We start from the raw sequence: 17,362 nt of genomic DNA on the forward strand, positions 1-17,362 counted from the left end.
AGGCCGGCCGGCGTCGTACTAGACACAGAGGACATGACGAATACCCCCCTCGATCGTCGTTCCCTGCTGCGACTCGCCGGCGCCTCCGCCGGCACGGCCATGCTCGCCGGATCCGCCCTCGCCGACCCGGCCCGGGCGGCAGCCACGACCTTCCTGCACGGTGTCGCGTCCGGCGACCCGCTGCCCGACGGGATCCTGCTCTGGACCCGCCTCACCCCCACCCCCGAGGCGCAGCCCGGCTCCGGCGTCGGTCCCGCCGCCGAGGTGACCTGGCAGGTCGCCACGGATCCGGACTTCGCCGGCATCGCGGCCAGCGGAACCCAGCAGACCGGACCGGCCCGGGACCACACGGTCAAGGTCGAGGTGTCCGGGCTCGCGCCGATGACCACCTACTGGTACCGCTTCGGCTACCAGGGCGTCTGGTCGCCGACCGGCCGGACCATGACGGCACCGGCTCCGACGGCCGGGGTCGACCGGCTCCGCCTCGGCGTCGTCTCCTGCGCCAACTGGGAGGCCGGCTACTTCGCCGCGTACCGGCACCTGGCCGACCGGGGCGACCTCAACCTGGTGGTCCACCTCGGCGACTACCTCTACGAGTACGGCACCGGCGAGTTCGACGCCGGCGGCAGCGTGGTCCGCGCCGTGCGGCCCGCGCACGAGGTGCTGACTCTCGCCGACTACCGGATCCGGCACGCGCTCTACAAGACCGACCCGGACCTCCGGGCGCTGCACGCCGCCGTGCCCTGGGCGATCACCTGGGACGACCACGAGGTCGCCAACGACCAGTGGTCCGGCGGGGCGGAGAACCACACCCCGGCGACCGAGGGCAGCTTCGCGGCCCGGCTGGCCGCCGCCCGGCAGGCGTACTTCGAGTGGATGCCGGTGCGGACCGGCCCGAACGGGCGGATCTACCGGCGGCTGCGGTTCGGTCGCCTCGCCGAGCTGTCAATGCTCGACCTGCGGACCTACCGCTCGGAGCAGTCGTCGGGTACGGGGGTCGACGACCCGGCCCGGACGATCACCGGCGACGACCAGATGTCCTGGCTCAAGAGCGGCCTGGCAGCCTCCACCGCACAGTGGAAACTGGTCGGCAACCCGGTGATGATCGCCCGGCTGGACGTCGGTGCGCTGCCCTCCTGGCTGCTCGGCCCGCTCGGCGCGCTGCTCGGCATCCCGCAGAACGGCCTGGTGCTCAACGCCGACCAGTGGGACGGCTACAACGCCGACCGGAACGAACTCGTGGACCACCTGCGGGCGAACAACACCCGCGACGTCGTCTTCCTCACCGGCGACATCCACACGTCCTGGGCCAGCGAGCTGACCACCCGGTCCACCGGCATCCAGAACCCGGCCGCCGCCGAGTTCGTCGTGCCGTCGGTGACAAGCGACAACGTCGACGACTTCCTCAACCTGCCGGCCGGCAACGCGCTGAGCAGACTCGGCGTCAGCCTGATCCGGTCGACCAACCCGCACGTGCGCTGGACCGAGCTGGACGGGCACGGCTACGGGGTGGTCGAGGTGACCCCGCAGCACTGCCGGATGGACTGGTACCACCTGACCGACCGGACCCGGGCGGAGAGCGGCAGCCGCTGGGTGGCCGGCTGGTCGGTCGGCAGCGGCTCGTCGCGCCTCCGCCAGGAGAGCACTCCGCTGTGAAAGGAAGGGGCCCTTCTTATCGTTTTCTGTTGTAGAAGGGCCCCCTCCCAACCCTTCTGTTCAGGCGGGAACGGTCCACTTCTGGTTGGCGGCGCCGGTGCAGGTCCAGAGCTGCGTCGGGGTGCTGTTGGCGGGGTTGTTGTCCAGCACGTCCAGGCACTTGCCGGCGCTGGCGCTGGTCAGGTCCCGGCCGGCGGTGGCGGTCCAGCGCTGGTTGGCACCGCCGGTGCAGCTCCAGATCTGCACCCGGGCACCGTTGGCGGTCGAGTTGTCGCGGACGTCGAGGCACTTGCCGAGTGCCCGCACGGTGCCGTCGGTGCCCAGGGTCCACTGCTGGGCCGCGCTGCCGTTGCAGTCGTAGAGCTGCACCGTCGTACCGTCGGCGCTGTTGGCGCCGGCCACGTCCAGGCACTTGCCGGCGAGCCCGACGATCTGGCCGGTCCGGCCGCCGCCTCCGCCGCCGGACTGGCTGCCGGACCAGGTGAAGGTCGCGGTGGTCCGGGCCGGCAGGGTGTACGCGAACGACTGTCCGCCCCAGACCACCCGGATCGACTGGCTGCCGGTGCCGCCGTTGTGCGCGATCAGCGCCTTGGAACCGTCAGGGTTGATCCAGGCGACGTTCGGCACGGTGCCGTTCGCGGTCGAATCGATCCGGTACGCCCCCGGCCGGACGAACTTGGTGAGGTGCCCGGTCGTGTAGTACTCGATGGTGTAGTCGACCTGGCCGGCCCGGGCGCCGCCCTCCTGCACGGTGACCAGCCCGGTGCAGACGTCGCAGCCGCCGTTGTGCGGACCCATGTGCTGGTTGAGCGCCAGGCTCCACTTGACGATGCTGCCGCTCCAGTTCCGGGTGTAGTTGACGATGTCGGCCAGGTCCTCGTTGTGCTGGTTGCCGATCCAGGTGCCGCCGGAGTGCTCGGTGCTGAACTGGCGTACCGACGGATACTGGGTGTGCACCTGGGAGCCGACGCTCGGGCTGCCGGCGTAGCCGTGCCAGGCGATGCCGGCGAAGAGCGGATCGTCGCGCAGTGCGGCGTCGGCGACGATCCCGCTGCCGATCTGGCCCCAGTCGCCGTAGTTCCAGTCGTGCACCATCACCTTGGTGGTGATTCCGGCGGCCCGGAAGGCGGGCAGCAGGTGGTTCCTGGTGAACTCCAGCAGGCCGGAGGAGTTCCAGCTCATCCCCGGGTAGTTCATCGCGGTCGGGTTCCCCGCCTGGCAGCAGTTCGGCTCGTTCTGCACCGAGACGTAGTCCACCGGGATCCCGGCGGCCTGGTACGACTGGACGTACTTCACGAAGTACTGGGCGTACGTCGGGTAGTACTCCCACTTCAACCAGCCCATCTGGTCCATCCGGCCGTTGTCCTTCATCCAGCCCGGCGCGCTCCACGGCACGCCCTTCACCCGCAGCGCCGGGTTGAGCTGTTTCGCCTGCGCGGTGAGCAGCCGGACGTTCGTGTCGTAGCCGTTGGCGCCGAAGTCGTTCAGGTCGCAGCAGGTGTCGTCCAGCGACACGTGGCCGGGCTGGGACAGGTCGGAGGCGCCGATCGGGTTGCGGACGAAGGAGAGCCCGATTCCGTCGGTGGGGGAGAAGAGCCGGCGCATCACCGTGTCCCGGGTCGCCGCGCTGATCGGCCCGCCCCGGAACAGGTACGCGGTGGTGTCGGTGATCGAGGCACCGCCGCCCTCGAACTGCTGGTAGCGGGTGTTCTCGTTGACGGTGATGGTGTGCGTCGCCCCGGGGCTGGAGGCGGCGAAGGCGATCGGGGACTGCTGTTGCAGGCCCCGGCTCACCGTCCGGCCACCGGAGTCGGAGGTGCTGGTCAGCCAGACGTTGACCGGTTCGTTGGCGGCGTACGCCGCCGGCTGTGGACCGGCGACCGCCATGGCGACCGTGCCGGCGGCGGTCAGGCAGAGGGCGAGCAGCCGGACCGGGACCGGGTGGTGACGGCGCGGCCGTCTCCGGCGGTTGGTGACCGCCGTACGGATGGAGGACATGCGGGATCTCCCTCTCTGGACGGGATCCGAGGGTCAGCCGCCGGCCGGCAGTAATAGGTAACACTCTTTAATAAAGAGTGTCAATGTTGGGTGGGATCGGCGGCCGGATTGGGTGGGATCAGCGGCCGGATTCAGTCGGCGAAGAGCGGCTGCCCAAGAGCGGCTGCCCAAGAGCGGCTGCCCAAGAGCGGCTGTTGAAGATCGGCTGCCCAAGAGCGGCTGTTGAAGATCGGCTGTCGTCGATCAGCTGTCGGAGGCGGTCTCGCCGTGCTCGACGCAGCGCGCCGACCAGCCGGAGGGGAGGACCTGCACCTTCATCCGGCGCCGGCACCGGGGGCAGTAGCGCGGTGGCTCCAGGGTCCGGGCACTCCGGCAGGCGTCGTGCGTACCGGTGCCGGCGGCCTCACCGCACCGGTCGCACCATCCCGCCGGCTCCGTGAGCGGTCCGGTCCCCGCCGGCTCCGTGACCGGTCCGGTCCCCGCCGGCTCCGGTGGCATCATCACGACGTCGCCCCTTCCGGTGGCGTCGTCACAGCGTCGCCGAGAGCGCCTTGACCGGCATCCTCAGCTCGTCCAGCAGCGCCAGGTCCTCGTCGGCGGGGCGGCCGAGCGTGGTCAGGTAGTTTCCGACGATCACCGCGTTGATCCCGCCGAGCAGGCCGTCCCGGGTGCCGAGGTCGCCGAGGGTGATCTCACGGCCGCCGGCGTACCGGAGGATGGTCCGGGGCATCGCGAGCCGGAAGGCCGCGATGGCGCGCAGCGCGTCGCGCGCCTCGACCACCGGCTGGTCGCCGAGCGGCGTGCCCGGCCGGGGGTTGAGGAAGTTCAGCGGCACCTCGTGCGGGTCCAGTTCGGCGAGCTGCGCGGCGAACTCGGCCCGCTGCTCGACCGTCTCGCCGAGCCCCAGGATGCCGCCGCAGCAGACCTCCATCCCCGAGGCGCGGACCATCCGCAGCGTCTCCCAGCGCTCCTCCCAGGTGTGCGTGCTGACCACCCTGGGAAAGAAGGAACGGCAGGTCTCCAGGTTGTGGTTGTAGCGGTGCACGCCCATCTCGACCAGTTCGTCGACCTGAGCCTGGGTCAGCATGCCGAGCGAGGCGGCGACCTGGATCTCCACCTCGGCCCGGATCGCGGCGACGCCCTCGCGCAGCTGCCTCATCAGCCGCTCGTCCGGACCCCGGACGGCGGCGACGATGCAGAACTCGGTCGCCCCGGTGGCGGCGGTCTGCCTCGCCGCCTCGACCAGGGACGGGATGTCGAGCCAGACGGATCGGACCGGCGAGGCGAAGAGGCCGGACTGGGAGCAGAAGTGGCAGTCCTCCGGGCAGCCGCCGGTCTTCAGCGAGACGATCCCCTCGACCTCGACCTCCGGACCGCACCAGCGCATCCGCACCTCGTGGGCGAGCTGGAGCGCGGCGGATAGCTGCTCGTCGGGCAGTCGCAGCACGTCGAGCACGCCCGCCTCGTCGAGCCCCGTACCGCCGTCGAGCACCTGGGTGCGTGCCCGGTCGAGGATGTCTGGCATGGGTCGTACCCTACAAGGCGGACCGCCCGTCGATGCGGGCCGACCCGGCCCACCTGCCCGGATGCGGCAGGCCGGTGGAGCACCCTCCGCGCCGTCGCGGACCGGTCGTGGCGCGGCCGGCCCGGCGGGCCGCCGGCGAGCGCGCCGGATGGTATTTTCGCCGGTTGAGGCGGTTGCACGAGCGGCGCCGGAAGGCCACCGATCCGGACCGGACGCAGACGGGCTCCGGCCGGACCGGCGGAGGAGGACGGCGCCCGCCGATCGGGTTTCCGACAGCGCCCACGGGCGGACGCGGACCAGTGTGGGGGAGTGGCGGTGCCGAGCTGGCTGGAGGGCCTGGACCGGCGCGCGCGGCTGCGCGCCAAGGCCGGTCTCAGCCGGCGGCTGCGACCGAGGAGCACGACCGAGGAGGTCGTCGACCTCGCGGGCAACGACTACCTCGGGCTGGCCCGGCATCCGGCGGTCACCGCCGCCGCGGCCGAGGCGCTGACCGGGTACGGCCTCGGCGCCACCGGCTCCCGGCTCGTACGCGGTTCCACCGACGCCCATCACGCGCTGGAGTCCTGCCTCGCCGACTGGCTCGGTGCCGGGCAGGCACTTGTCTACTCCTCCGGTTACCTCGCCAACCTCGGCGCGGTCCGGGCCCTGGTGCAGCCCCGCACCCTGCTGGTCTCGGACGCGCACAACCACGCCTCGCTGATCGACGGCTGCAAGCTCTCCGGCGCGGAGAGCCGGGTCACCCCGCACCTGGACGTCGCCGCCGTCGAGGCGGCCCTGGCCGGGGTGCCGGGCCGGCCGGCGGTGGTGGTCACCGAGTCGGTCTTCTCGGTCGACGGCGACCTCGCCCCGCTCGCCGAGCTGCACGCGGTGGCCCGCCGGCACGGCGCGCTGCTGCTGGTCGACGACGCGCACGCGCTCGGGGTGCTCGGGCCGGCCGGGGCGGGTGCGGTGGCCGGTGCCGGTCTGGCCGGTGAGCCCGACGTGGTGGTGACCGCGACGCTCTCCAAGGCGCTCGGCGGGGCCGGCGGGCTGGTGGCGGGGCCGGCCGAGCTGGTCCGGCACCTGATCGACACCGGTCGTACCTTCATCTACGACACCGCACCGCCACCGGCGGTGGCCGCCGGGGTCCTCGCTGCCGCCCGGCTGGCCCGGACCGGTGACGGTCTCCGGGTCGAGCTGGCCGACCGGGCCGCAGCGGCGGCGCGCCGGCTCGGCGCCGCCGGGCTGGAGGTCTCCCGCCCGGCCGCCGGGGTGGTCTCGGTGACCGCGCCCGGTCCGGAGACCGCCGTGGCCTGGGCGGCCGACTGCCGGGACCGGGGTGTGGCGGTCGGATGCTTCCGTCCGCCGTCGACCCCCGACAACCGGTCCCGGTTGCGGCTGACCATCAACGTCGGCATCGACCGCTCCGACTTCGACCGGGCCCTTGACGTGATCGTGGAGTGTGCCCCGTGACCGAGACCGCGACCGCGACTGAGACCGAGACCGCTAGGGGCGGGTCGGCACCGACCGTGATGGTGCCCGCGTGGTCGGCAGCGGGCGTGACGATGACGGCTGGTGCGGTGGCGGGTGATCGACGGTGAGCGGCGTGGCGTGGCGAGGGCCGATCCTGGTCACCGGCACCGACACCGACGTGGGCAAGACGGTCGTCACGGCGGCGATCACCGCGGCGGCCCAGGCCGCCGGCCTGCGGGTCGCGGTCATCAAACCCGGCCAGACCGGTACGGCGACCGGCGTCGAAGCCGACGTCGACACGGTGAACCGGCTCGCCGCGCCGATGACCGCCCGCACCCTGACCAGCTACCCCGAGCCGCTGGCACCGCTCGCCGCGGCCCGGGTCGCCGGTGCCGAGCCGCTGGAACTGTACGCGGTCGCCGACGAGATCCGGGCCGACGCCGAAAAGCACGACCTGGTGCTGGTCGAGGGAGCCGGCGGGCTGCTGGTACCGATGGGGTTGCGCCCGTCCGGTGAGGCGTGGACCCTCGCCGACCTGGCGGTGACGATCGGCGCCCCGGCGGTGGTGGTCACCCGTGCCGGGCTGGGCACGCTCAACCACACCGCGCTCACCCTGGAGGCGCTGGACCGGCGCGCCGTGCCGGCCGGCGTGGTGCTCGGGGCGTGGCCGGCGGAGCCCGAGTTGGTGCACTGGGCCAACCTGCGGGAGCTGGTCCCGACCATGGTCGGTGCGCTGCCGGACGGTGCCGGCACGATGGAGCCGGGCGTGTTCCGGCGCTCCGCACCGGGCTGGCTCACCCCGGCCCTCTACGGCGTGCTCGACGACTGGCGCGCCTGGGCCGAAGAGGTCAGCTAGTACGGTGTCCGGCAACCGCACCGGAGCCGGGGAGCCTCGCCGCCACCAGGGGACGACTACTGACTTTCGGTGGTAACCGCCGGGCCGGGCGGCTTGTAGCCTGGCCGGGTGATGACCCGGGCAGCCGAGGTGGCGCCGGGATGCGCCGCGTCCCCGCTCCGAGGGTGGGCACGACTCGCGTCCCCGGCCCGCCGGTGGGCACGACTCGCGTCCCCGGCCCGGGCCGTCTTCCGGCGCTCCGATGCGCCGCTGCGGCCACGTGACCGGGTCCTCGACCTGGTGCTCTGGGCTGTATTGTCGGCACCGATCGCGATTGCGTTGCTCACTCCGCCGCTCCCGTCCTGGCACCCGCTCCGGCTCGCCGGCTCGGTGCTCCTGGTCGGGCTGGCGGTGCTGGTGAGCCGGCGGGCACCGCTGCTCGGCCTCGTCCTGGTGGTGCTGCCGACGGCCGGTGACGGCAACTTCATGTTCGCGATGCCGGTGCTGAGTTACCTGGTCGGTCTCCGCGAGCGCCGACCCGGTCCGGCCGCCCTGGTCTTCACCGGGATCGGGCTCGGTGGCAGCGCCATCAACCTCGGCCTGCTCGGCACCGACGCGGAGATCTGGTTCATGCTCGCCGGCACGCTGCTGGTCGGCGGCGTCTTCCCGTGGCTGGTCGGCCGTTACCACCGGCAGCACCGGGCCCTGGTGCTGGCGGGCTGGGAGCAGGCCGACCTGCTGGAGCGGGAGCAGCGCGGGGCGGCCGAGCGGGTCCGGATGCGGGAACGGGCCCGGATCGCTCAGGAGATGCACGACTCGCTCGGCCACGACCTGAGCCTGATCGCGCTGCGCGCGGGCGCCCTGGAGATGGCGCCGGACCTGGCCGGGCGGCACCGGATGGCAGCCGGTGAGCTGCGGGCCAGCGTGGCGCTCGCCACCGAGCGGCTCCGGCAGGTCATCGGGGTACTGCGGGACGACGACGAACGGGCGCCGACCCGGCCGGCGGGGGAGCGGGTGGACGACCTCGTCGAGCGGGCCCGGTCCGCCGGGATGGCGGTACACCTGCTGGTCGAGGGGGACCCTCCGGCGCCCGGCCGGGAGGGCGCCACGCCGGCGATGGTGGAGCGGGCGGTCCACTCCGTGGTGCGGGAGGCGTTGACCAATGCGGCCCGGCACGCGCCGGGAGCGACCGTGACGGTGACGCTCCATTACGGCACCCACCGGACCTCCCTACGGGTCGGCAACGACCGACCACCGGCCGGACCGCCGCCCCGGACCGGAAGCGCCGGCTCCGGCCTGGTCGGGCTCGACGAGTGGGTACGCCTGGCCGGTGGCACGCTGCGGGCCGGTCCCAGCGGCGGCGGCTTCGAGGTGTACGCCGAGTTGCCGGCCGGGCACCGGTCGCCGGCCGGACACGGCGAGGCGCCCGCCCCGCTCCGTCGTCCCGCCCCGCTCCGTCGTCCCGCCTCCGCTCCGTTCCGGCTTCCGCAGAAGGGAGCCACCGAGCCGCCTGCGGCGGCGTACCCGGTCGGGCCGGTGGCGGTCGGTGATGGCCCGGTGGAGGAGGTGGAGCGGGAGGGCGGGCTGCCGGAGGACGGGCTGCCGGGGAGTGCCGGCCGGGCGGCCTGGCCGGCCGGGGCGCTCACCGCGCACCGGCTGCGGTCCGCGCGGCAGCGGGTTCGACGCAGCCTGTTGGCGGCGGTCACCGTTCCGGTGGCGATCGGCGTCCTGCTGGTGCTCGCCTACTACCCGCTCGCGACCTTCCGCGCCGTGCTGGACAGCGACCGGTTCGAGGAGCTCCGGCTCGGCCAGGACCGGGCCGAGCTGGGACACCTGCTGCCGCAGCGGCAGGTCCTGGCGCCGGAGGAGGCCGCCCGGCGAGCGGTGCCGACGGGTGCCAGCTGCGAGTTCTATTCCGACGGTGCCTTCCCGTTCGGGCAGGTGATCTACCAGGTCTGCTTCCTGGACGGGCGACTCGTGGCCAAGAACCGCCTCGGCGACTGATCCGGGCCGTACCGGCTGATCCCGGCCGGTCCGGCGCCGCGTCCGCCGTCCCCGGTCCGTCCGGGGTGATTTCCGGCCTCCGGCGCGAGCCGACTTCCCGAGTTGAGGAGCGAGTGTGATCCCCGTCCTGCTGGCCGACGACGAAGCGATGATCAGGGCCGGTGTCCGGGCGATCCTCGCCGCCGATCCGGAGATCGAAGTGGTCGCCGAGGCCGCCGACGGGCGGGACGCGGTCGAGCTGGTCCGGGCCCACCGGCCCCGGGTGGCGCTGCTGGACATCCGGATGCCCCGGCTCGACGGGCTCGCCGCCGGAGTGGAGATCCGCCGGCTGGTGCCGGAGACCGCCGTGGTGATGCTGACCACCTTCGGCGAGGACGACTACATCGTCCGGGCGCTCGGCGAGGGGATGAGCGGTTTCCTGCTCAAGTCCGGTGACCCCCGCGAGTTGATCGCCGGGGTGCGGGCGGCGGCGGAGGGTGCGGCGTACCTGTCGCCGGTGGTGGCGCGCCGGGTGATCGAGCTCGGCGCCGGGATGCTGGCCCGGGTACCGGCCGCCCGGGAGCGGATCGAGTCGCTGACCGAGCGGGAGCGGGAGGTGCTGGCGCTGGTCGGCGCCGGGCTCTCCAACGCCGAGATCGGGCAGCGGCTCTTCCTGGTCGAGGGGACGGTGAAAAGCTATCTGAGCAGCATTTTCATCCGGCTGGGCGTACGCAACCGGGTGCAGGCGGCGATCATCGCGTACGAGGCGGGCCTGACGGCCTGAGCGCTGGTGCGATCGGATTCCGGACCGGCGGGCTGCACGACGTAGGCTGGGGTCCGTCCGGGCAGCCGTCGGTGCTGGAGGTCCCCTGTCATGCAGCAGGTCGAGGCGGATCCGTCGAGGCCGGAGGCGGTCCGGCCGCCCGGCACCGCCCGGTGGTATCCCCAGGTGCTCACCCTGGCCGTGGTGATCGTGCTGGTCGACCAGCTCACGAAGTTCTGGGCCGTCTCCGCGCTCACCGGCCGGGAGCCCTTCCCGCTCCTCGGCGACCTGCTCAGCCTGCGGCTGCTCTACAACCCGGGCGCGGCCTTCTCGATCGGCACCGGAGTCACCTGGATCTTCACCATCGTCGCCGCGGTCGCCGTCGCCGCGATCACCCGGGCCGCCTGGAAGGTGCGTAACCGGGCCTGGGCGGTCGCGCTCGGCCTGCTCCTGGGCGGCGCCGCGACCCATCTGCTGGACCGGCTCTTCCGGGCGCCCGGCTTCGCCCGGGGACACGTCGTCGACTTCATCGACTACGCCGGCTTCTTTGTCGGGAACGTCGCCGACATCTGCCTGGTGGTGGGCGGTGCGCTGATCGTCCTGCTCTACCTGCGCGGCGTCGAGATCGACGGCCGGCGCGACCGGCCCTGACGCGACCGGCCCTGATCCGGCCGGCCCTGACGCGACCGGCCCTGATCCGGCCGGCCGGCGCGACCGGCCCTGATCCGACCGGCACCGACGAGTCAGCGGCGGGTCACGACCAGCGCGTCCGGCATCCGGAACGAGAGGTTGTCCGGGCACCAGGGCGCCCGCGTGACGGTCACGCCGGCCAGCAGCGGCGCCGTCTCCGCGACCACCACCGCCGCCTCCAGCCGGGAGAGCTGCGCACCGACGCAGCGGTGCGCCCCGGCCCCGAACGCCAGGTGCCGGCGGGAGCCGCGCTGACCCGGGACGAACGCCTCCGGCGCGGTGACCACCGCCGGGTCGCGCCCGGCGCGGGCAAGCCAGAGCACCAGGCTGGTCCCCTCCGGTACGGCGGTGCCGGCCAGCTCGGTGTCCCGGGCGGCCACCCGGCGCCAGGTGACGATCGGCGGCTCCAGCCGCAGACCCTCCTCGACCACGTCCTCGACCTCCAGCGTGCCGGTGTGCAGCCCGGCGAGCACCTCGGGGCTGCCGCTGAGCCGGTGCATCAGCAGGGTGAGGAACTGTGAGGTGGTCTCCTGGCCGGCGACCAGCAGGAAGAAGAGCGCCCCGACCACGACATCCGGGGAATGGCCGGCGGCACGCAGCTCACCGGCCAGCCCGGTCCCGGTGGCGGCGAATTCCCGCAGTACGGCGTGGAACCGCCCGACCACCTCGGCCAGTACGCGCTGCCGGTCGGCGTCGACGGGCGCCCAGAAGAGTTCCAGGGCGGCCCGGGTGAACTCCTTGACGACCTCGGCCGGCGCCTCCGGCAGGTCGACGAGCCGGGCCAGCACCACCAGCGGCAGATCGGCGGCGAGGTCGGCGTACAGGTCGACGGGGTGGCCGGCGCCGAGCGCGGCGTCGAGCCGGCCGACCCGCTCCCGCACGACGGCGGTCAGCCAGGGCCGGAGTGCGGCGACCCGGTGCGGGTGCAGCGCCTCGGCCACGATCCCCCGGATCGCCGGGTGGCTCGGTCCGCCGTTGTTGGCCAGCGTGGCCGGGAGCCGGAAGCCGTGCCGGGCCAGCACCCGCAGCGCGGCGACCGGGATCGGTGTCATCGCGTCCAGGGCGTTGTCCGGGCGGAACGTGTCGGGATCGGCGAGCACCTGGCGGACCAGCGCGTGCCTGGTCACCAGCAGGTGCTCGACGCCGACGTGGTCCGGCAGCCGGACCACGTCCGGCCAGGACCGTTCCACCGGCCCTTGCCAACTACGGAACAGCACCCGACCACGCTAACCAGTGCGGTCCCGCCCGGCGGTGCCGCCGGCACCGGGCGTGACCTTCAGCTCCCAGACCCGGCTGTGCTTCACCGGAACACTTTCCAGGGCGACCGTGACGGGTATGTCGTAGCCGGCCAGCGGTTCGAACCGGTCCCGGGGCAGGTACGCCCGCTCCGGATCGCCGACCAGTACCCGGGCGCCGGCCCGGGACGCCCGGATCAGGAACCGGAGCATCCGGTGCGCCATCGCCTGGCTGTAGAAGACGTCGCCGGCCAGCACGACCTCTGCGCCGCCCGCGTCGCCGTCCAGGACATCGCCGACCTCGGCGGTCACGGCGACCCCGTTGGCCGCGGCGTTCACCTCGACGGCGGCGGTGGCCACCAGGTCGACGTCGACGGCCCGGACCCGGGCGGCGCCGGCCCGGGCGGCGGCGATCGCCACCAGCCCGGAGCCGGCGGCGAGATCCAGCACCCGCCGGCCGGCGACCGTCTCCGGATGGTCGAGCAGGTAGCGGGCCAGCGCCTGGCCGCCGGCCCAGGCGAAGGCCCAGAACGGTGGCGGCTGCTCGCTGCGGAACTCGCCCTCGGTCAGCTCCCAGAGGCCGATGGGCTCGGCCGCCTGGTGCAGCCGGATCTCGGGCACCGCCGCGACCGGGGCCAGTTGGGCGTACGTGCGGACGAACTCCGCCGGGCTCTCGGGCACAGTCGCCGATTGTGCCGGTACCGGCCACGACCGCGCGTGCCGGCCCTGGCCGGATCGCCCAGTCCGCTTCGTCCACGGGTCCGACCCTCCGCCGTTCCACGGTCCCCGCGCCCGGGCGTGTCGCGGGGAGCGGGTAACCGGTTCAGTACTCGGCGTCAAAAGGACTCCTTTCATTGCTGAATGGTGCTGATACGCCAGTCTTTCGTCCGCCGGCGGCGGCCCATAGCGTCGACCGGGTAGGCAGTGACCGACGTGGACGACGACGGTGGTGATGACGGTGTGGCGGCTCGCGACCCGGCTGGGGGCCACGCTCGCGTGCGCGACGGCGGGCTGGGCGGCGCTGCCGGCCGCCCCGGCGGAGGCGGCGCCCGGCTTCGACACCGCGATAACCCAACTGCCCGGACGGTTCGTCGCCGGTCGGGGCGCCGAGACCGTCACCGCGGTCGTCTCGACCAGCCTGGACGGTGGATGCCGCAAGGTGCGCTGGTCACTGGTGCTGCGCACCGAGGGTCTGCGGCTCGACCAGATCGGGGTCGACCGGGTCGAGCGGACCGGCACGTTCCCGACGGAGGTGCGGGGCGAGGGCGGCGGTGCCCGGCTCACGGACCGGGAGCTGGACCCGGGGACGCTGTGCCGGAACCGTACGGTCACCGCCCAGTACCGGCTGGCCGTCGACGAGGCGGCAACGGGCGGGCGGGTCGTGCTCACGGTCGAGGCGTTCGACGCCGAGGGCCGGCTGCTGGACCGGCAGGGCGCCACCCGGGAGGTGGTCGGCGGGCGCGACGCGGCGGCACCGCAGGGGCGTGCGCCCGCACCGACCACACCGGAGCGGACCGGGTCCCCCTCCGGCGGGGCGACGGCGAGCCCGACCGAGCCGGTCGAGGCGGAGCCGACCGAGCCGGTGGACGAGGATTCTCCGGCCCTGGCGGAGGGACCGGACGGGGCTGCCGGCGGCCCGGGGGACGGTGGCTCAGGCGGGGGCGTGGCCACCGCCAACGCCGATGGGGGCGGCATCGGGTTGACCGAGCTCGGCTTCGCCGCCGGTGCACTGATGCTCTTCCTCGGCGCCGGCCTGCTGCTCCGGTTGCGGCTCCGGAGCCCGCTTCCCGAGTCGGAACTCGCGCCGGCACGGCGCCGGCGGCGAGCCGCACACTACGAGTGGTGATCCGGACGCCGAGGACAGAGATTCCGTTCGGATAACGGTTCCGCCGGGTGCCGGCCAGTTTTCCCGCGTTACCGCAGGTGGAGCCCGTCCCGCCGGGGTGTCGTCTCTTGACAAGCGGCCCGCGTCACACCTAGCGTCCCGTTCTGTTGGATCGTTTCATTGCAGTATCGCAGTACCGCACGACCTGCCACCGTCAATTACCGCCCCTGCGACCTGGCCTACGTCGACCAAGAACTTGCTCCTGCCTGCCCAGGCAGCTCTGTGCCGTTTCAGGCAAGCGTTTTCCTGGCCGACGTCCCGGCACCGCCGGCCGCCGGGCGCCCCTGGGAAGGAGATCTTCCATGGTGCACATCCGACGCGTACGCCGCGCCGCGAGGGCCGCCACCCTCGCCGTGGCGGCGCTGCTCGTCCTACCGCTGGCCGCCTGTGGCGACGGTGACGACGCCTCGGACGGCCCGGTCACGCTCGACTTCACCTGGTGGGGCAACGAGGACCGGGCCAAGGTGACCGAGCAGGCCATCGACCTGTTCGAGGCGAAGTACCCGGACATCACCGTGAACACGTCGTTCGGCGCCTTCGACGCGTACTTCCAGAAGCTCTCCACCCAGATCGCCGGTGGGGACGCGCCGGACGTGGTGCAGATGGACCGGGCCTACCTGCGGGAGTACGCCGACCGCAACGCGTTGCGCGACCTCACCGAGTACATCGAGGACGACACGCTGAAGGTCGGGGACATCACCCCGACGCTGCTGCCGGCCGGCAAGGTCGGCGAGGAGACGTACGCCATCCCGATCGCGCAGAACACCCAGGGCGTCTTCTACGACCCGGCGCTGTGGGAGAAGGCCGGCGTCGCCGCTCCGACCCCGGAATGGACCTGGGCGGACATGCAGGCCGCCGGGCAGAAGCTGAGCCAGGACAGCGGCGGCAAGGCGGCCGGCTTCGGCGACTTCGGCTTCGCCATCGACTGGTTCGACATCTGGCTGCGGCAGCGGGACAAGGCGATCTACACCGACGATGGCAAGCTCGGCTTCACCGAGGCGGAGTTGACCGAGTTCTGGACGATGACCGGTCAGATGCGGGCGGTCGGCGCCCTGGCCCCGGCGGCGCTGACCACCCAGCTCGACGGCTCGATCACGAACTCCTCACTGATCAAGAAGGGTGTGACCGGCGAGGTCAACTACGACTCCAGCTTCACCGGCATGGTCAGCGCATACGGTGCGCCGCTGGCGATCGCGCCGATGCCGAGCGACACCCCGAAGCGGGGGATGATCGCGGCGATGTCGATGGCCTACAGCGTCGCGCAGCGCAGCGAGCACCCGAAAGAGGCGGCGATGCTCGTCGACTTCCTCGTCAACGACGTGGAGGCGGGCAAGGTGCTGGCGGTCTCCCGGGGCATGCCGGCGAACGCCAAGGTGCGGGACGCGATCGCGCCGAGCCTCTCCCCGAACGACAAGCTGGTCTACGAGTTCGAGCAGTCGGTCGTCGACAAGCTGCTGCCGACCCCGCCGCCGCAGCCCAAGGGGGGTGGCGCGGTCAAGGCCGAGTTCCAGCGGATCTACGACGAGGTGATCTTCGGGCGGATCCCGGCCGCCGACGGCGCCAAGCGGGTGATCGACGAGGCCAAGAACCAACTGGGCTGAGCGACGCTTACCAGCGCACGCAGGTGCCCCCGTCGTGATCGGACGGGGGCACCTGCGTGTACTGGGCCCAAGCACACCTTCCGACGGCCCCTGGGCCGCGAACCGCGCGCTGCCCCACCACCCCCCGCCCGTCACCTGTACGTCAGAGGCGTTATCCGGACCGGATAACGCCTCTGACGTACAGGTGACCGAGCCGGCGGCGGAGCAAGCAGCGCGGCCGGGGTGGCGGGTGGCGGGGGCCCAGCAGCCGAGCGGCGCTGCCCGGACCGGCCTTCTGGCCCGGACAGCGCCGCCGTGGTTACAGGTGCGCCGTGGTGCGGGGATGCGCCTCAGAGCACGCCGTCGGTGAGCAGGTTGGTCGCGCCGCCCAGGTCGGCGCCGCCGACCAGGCCGGTCACGCTGCCCAGGGTCCCGTCGACGGTGCCGGTGACCCCGCCGACCGTGCCGCTCAGATCGCTGGTGTCGGCCAGGTCGGTCACACCGCTGACGGTGCCGGTGACGCCGTCCAGGCCGATGCTGCCGAGCGTCCCGTCGACGGTGCCGGTGACCCCGCCGACCGTGCCGGTCACGCCGGCCACGGTGCCGTCGAGGTCCGCCACCCCACCCAGGTCCGCGACGTTGCCCAGGTCGGTGATGCTGCCCAGGTCGGCGACGTTGCCGAGGTCGGTGATGTTGCCGAGGTCGGCGACGTTGCCGAGGTCGGTGATGTTGCCGAGGTCGGTGATGTTGCCGAGGCCGACCACGTTGCCGAGGTCGCCCGCACCGACCAGGCTGGTGGTGCCGGCGACCGTGGAGGTAACCGTGGTGGCGGCGAAGTCGGCGGTGCCGAGCACGCCATCGACGGTGTCGACGCCGCCGGCCGCACCGAGCACGGTCGAGTCGAGGCTGTCGGCGACGTCGTGCACGCCGGACAGGTCCACCTTCAGGCCGCTGTCCAGGCCCAGCACCGGCAGACCGGAGCTGACGCCCACCTCCAGACCGTTGGGGTCGACGCTGACCGCACCGAGGCCGGCCACGTTGACGTCGGCGCTGGTGCTGTAGACCCCGGCGGTGAACTGGTTGGCCACGGTCTGCACCTGGCCGACGACGCTGGTCGGGCTGAGGCTGAGGGAGCCGAGGCCGAGGCTCTCCACCGCGCTGAGGTCGGTGATGCCCTGCAGCGGTACGGAGTCGACGACCAGCGGGATAACCTCCGCGACGTCGCCCGGAACCACGTCGCAGAGTCCGACGCCGGCCAGGGTGCCGGTCGGGTCGAGCTCGTACGCGGCGCGCAGGTCAACGTCCGTGATCAGGTTGACCACGAAGTCGTGCAGGGTCGGGGTCGAATCCACATCGGGAGTCGCCTCGGGGGCCGGGGCCGGGGCCGGAGCCGGAGCGGGGGCCGGAGCAGCCGGGGCGGGGGTCTCCACGGTCGGTGCCGATTCCACGTGAACGATCTCCTCAAAGGGGGTTGGGCGGAATGATCTGGGCATGTCGCCCCAGACCTGGCAACGACCGTACGGCGTCGTCCACGTACCGGACATCGGGGACGGTCCCGGGTTCTCGCCCTAACCGGTCGGGTCGGCCGTCCCGCCTCGGGTTAGGGGAATAGGGGATGGGGCGCGGCCGGCGCCCGACCGGAGGCTGGCACCTGACCCCGACCACACACCCGGACGGCTCCGGCACGGACCCCGACTGCCTGGCCGGGCCCCTTGTGTCGGCCCAGGCCACCCCGGCCGTCCCGGCACAGCGCCGGAGGC

14 protein-coding genes are annotated in these 17,362 nt (G+C 73.1%); 8 read left to right on the forward strand and 6 right to left on the reverse strand.

Translation table 11 applies throughout. The features are described from left to right. Positions 1-33 precede the first annotated feature (33 nt). On the forward strand, positions 34-1,656 hold the full coding sequence (locus ACN27G_RS05695; RefSeq protein WP_421491714.1) for an alkaline phosphatase D family protein: 1,623 nt from the start codon (positions 34-36) through the stop codon (positions 1,654-1,656). A gap of 60 nt (positions 1,657-1,716) precedes the next feature. Here ACN27G_RS05695 and ACN27G_RS05700 read toward each other — a convergent pair whose 3' ends face one another. The 3 genes from ACN27G_RS05700 to bioB all read right to left on the reverse strand — a co-directional run bounded on the left by ACN27G_RS05700 (position 1,717) and on the right by bioB (position 5,179). Beyond that, positions 1,717-3,654, reverse strand: coding sequence for a lectin (locus ACN27G_RS05700; protein WP_421491715.1), 1,938 nt, complete (start codon positions 3,652-3,654; stop codon positions 1,717-1,719). 243 nt (positions 3,655-3,897) lie between these two features. Continuing rightward, the gene (locus ACN27G_RS05705; RefSeq protein WP_421497252.1) at positions 3,898-4,152 is read right to left on the reverse strand and encodes a hypothetical protein; all 255 of its coding nucleotides are present in this window, start codon (positions 4,150-4,152) and stop codon (positions 3,898-3,900) included. Positions 4,153-4,183: 31 nt separating this feature from the next. After that, a complete protein-coding gene (bioB, locus tag ACN27G_RS05710; protein WP_421491716.1) occupies positions 4,184-5,179 on the reverse strand; it encodes a biotin synthase BioB in 996 nt (331 codons plus the stop codon). Between the two features lie 315 nt (positions 5,180-5,494). Between bioB and ACN27G_RS05715 the strand changes: the two genes are divergently transcribed. The 5 genes from ACN27G_RS05715 to ACN27G_RS05735 all read left to right on the forward strand — a co-directional run bounded on the left by ACN27G_RS05715 (position 5,495) and on the right by ACN27G_RS05735 (position 10,863). Beyond that, positions 5,495-6,631: an 8-amino-7-oxononanoate synthase gene (locus ACN27G_RS05715; RefSeq protein ID WP_421491717.1), complete on the forward strand. Its 1,137-nt coding sequence runs from the start codon at positions 5,495-5,497 to the stop codon at positions 6,629-6,631. Positions 6,632-6,782: 151 nt separating this feature from the next. Then, on the forward strand, positions 6,783-7,487 hold the full coding sequence (gene bioD, locus ACN27G_RS05720) for a dethiobiotin synthase (RefSeq protein WP_421497253.1): 705 nt from the start codon (positions 6,783-6,785) through the stop codon (positions 7,485-7,487). Between the two features lie 111 nt (positions 7,488-7,598). After that, entirely contained in the window at positions 7,599-9,470 is a 1,872-nt protein-coding gene (locus ACN27G_RS05725) for a sensor histidine kinase (RefSeq protein ID WP_421497254.1), read from the forward strand. A 115-nt stretch (positions 9,471-9,585) separates the two neighbouring features. Next, positions 9,586-10,233 (forward strand): response regulator, encoded by a 648-nt coding sequence (locus tag ACN27G_RS05730; protein ID WP_421491718.1) that lies wholly within the window; start codon positions 9,586-9,588, stop codon positions 10,231-10,233. Positions 10,234-10,323: 90 nt separating this feature from the next. After that, a complete protein-coding gene (locus ACN27G_RS05735; protein WP_421491719.1) occupies positions 10,324-10,863 on the forward strand; it encodes a signal peptidase II in 540 nt (179 codons plus the stop codon). Between the two features lie 92 nt (positions 10,864-10,955). Here the strand turns inward: ACN27G_RS05735 and ACN27G_RS05740 are convergent, their stop codons facing one another. Beyond that, positions 10,956-12,119, reverse strand: a complete 1,164-nt coding sequence (locus tag ACN27G_RS05740) for a cytochrome P450 (RefSeq protein ID WP_421491720.1) — start codon at positions 12,117-12,119, stop codon at positions 10,956-10,958. 9 nt (positions 12,120-12,128) lie between these two features. Beyond that, a complete protein-coding gene (locus tag ACN27G_RS05745; protein WP_421491721.1) occupies positions 12,129-12,818 on the reverse strand; it encodes a class I SAM-dependent methyltransferase in 690 nt (229 codons plus the stop codon). 271 nt (positions 12,819-13,089) lie between these two features. On the opposite strand from ACN27G_RS05745, the gene ACN27G_RS05750 reads away from it, so the two are divergent. After that, positions 13,090-13,983, forward strand: a complete 894-nt coding sequence (locus ACN27G_RS05750; protein ID WP_421497255.1) for a hypothetical protein — start codon at positions 13,090-13,092, stop codon at positions 13,981-13,983. A 341-nt stretch (positions 13,984-14,324) separates the two neighbouring features. Next, on the forward strand, positions 14,325-15,623 hold the full coding sequence (locus ACN27G_RS05755; RefSeq protein WP_421491722.1) for an ABC transporter substrate-binding protein: 1,299 nt from the start codon (positions 14,325-14,327) through the stop codon (positions 15,621-15,623). A 329-nt stretch (positions 15,624-15,952) separates the two neighbouring features. Here the strand turns inward: ACN27G_RS05755 and ACN27G_RS05760 are convergent, their stop codons facing one another. Continuing rightward, complete coding sequence (locus ACN27G_RS05760) at positions 15,953-17,050, reverse strand: IniB N-terminal domain-containing protein (protein WP_421491723.1); 1,098 nt, start codon at positions 17,048-17,050, stop codon at positions 15,953-15,955. Positions 17,051-17,362 lie beyond the last annotated feature (312 nt).

Source organism: Plantactinospora sp. WMMB334 (assembly GCF_049179095.1).
In the GTDB taxonomy this organism is placed as follows: Bacteria; Actinomycetota; Actinomycetes; order Mycobacteriales; family Micromonosporaceae; genus Plantactinospora.

What these genes read in the sequence shown, in the direction of transcription:
- ACN27G_RS05695 (WP_421491714.1), top strand. Translation starts at nt 34, where the DNA reads ATGACGAATACCCCCCTCGATCGTCGTTCCCTGCTGCGACTCGCCGGC.
- ACN27G_RS05700 (WP_421491715.1), bottom strand. Translation starts at nt 3,654, where the DNA reads ATGTCCTCCATCCGTACGGCGGTCACCAACCGCCGGAGACGGCCGCGC.
- ACN27G_RS05705 (WP_421497252.1), bottom strand. Translation starts at nt 4,152, where the DNA reads ATGCCACCGGAGCCGGCGGGGACCGGACCGGTCACGGAGCCGGCGGGG.
- bioB (WP_421491716.1), bottom strand. Translation starts at nt 5,179, where the DNA reads ATGCCAGACATCCTCGACCGGGCACGCACCCAGGTGCTCGACGGCGGT.
- ACN27G_RS05725 (WP_421497254.1), top strand. Translation starts at nt 7,599, where the DNA reads ATGACCCGGGCAGCCGAGGTGGCGCCGGGATGCGCCGCGTCCCCGCTC.
- ACN27G_RS05735 (WP_421491719.1), top strand. Translation starts at nt 10,324, where the DNA reads ATGCAGCAGGTCGAGGCGGATCCGTCGAGGCCGGAGGCGGTCCGGCCG.
- ACN27G_RS05750 (WP_421497255.1), top strand. Translation starts at nt 13,090, where the DNA reads ATGACGGTGTGGCGGCTCGCGACCCGGCTGGGGGCCACGCTCGCGTGC.
- ACN27G_RS05755 (WP_421491722.1), top strand. Translation starts at nt 14,325, where the DNA reads ATGGTGCACATCCGACGCGTACGCCGCGCCGCGAGGGCCGCCACCCTC.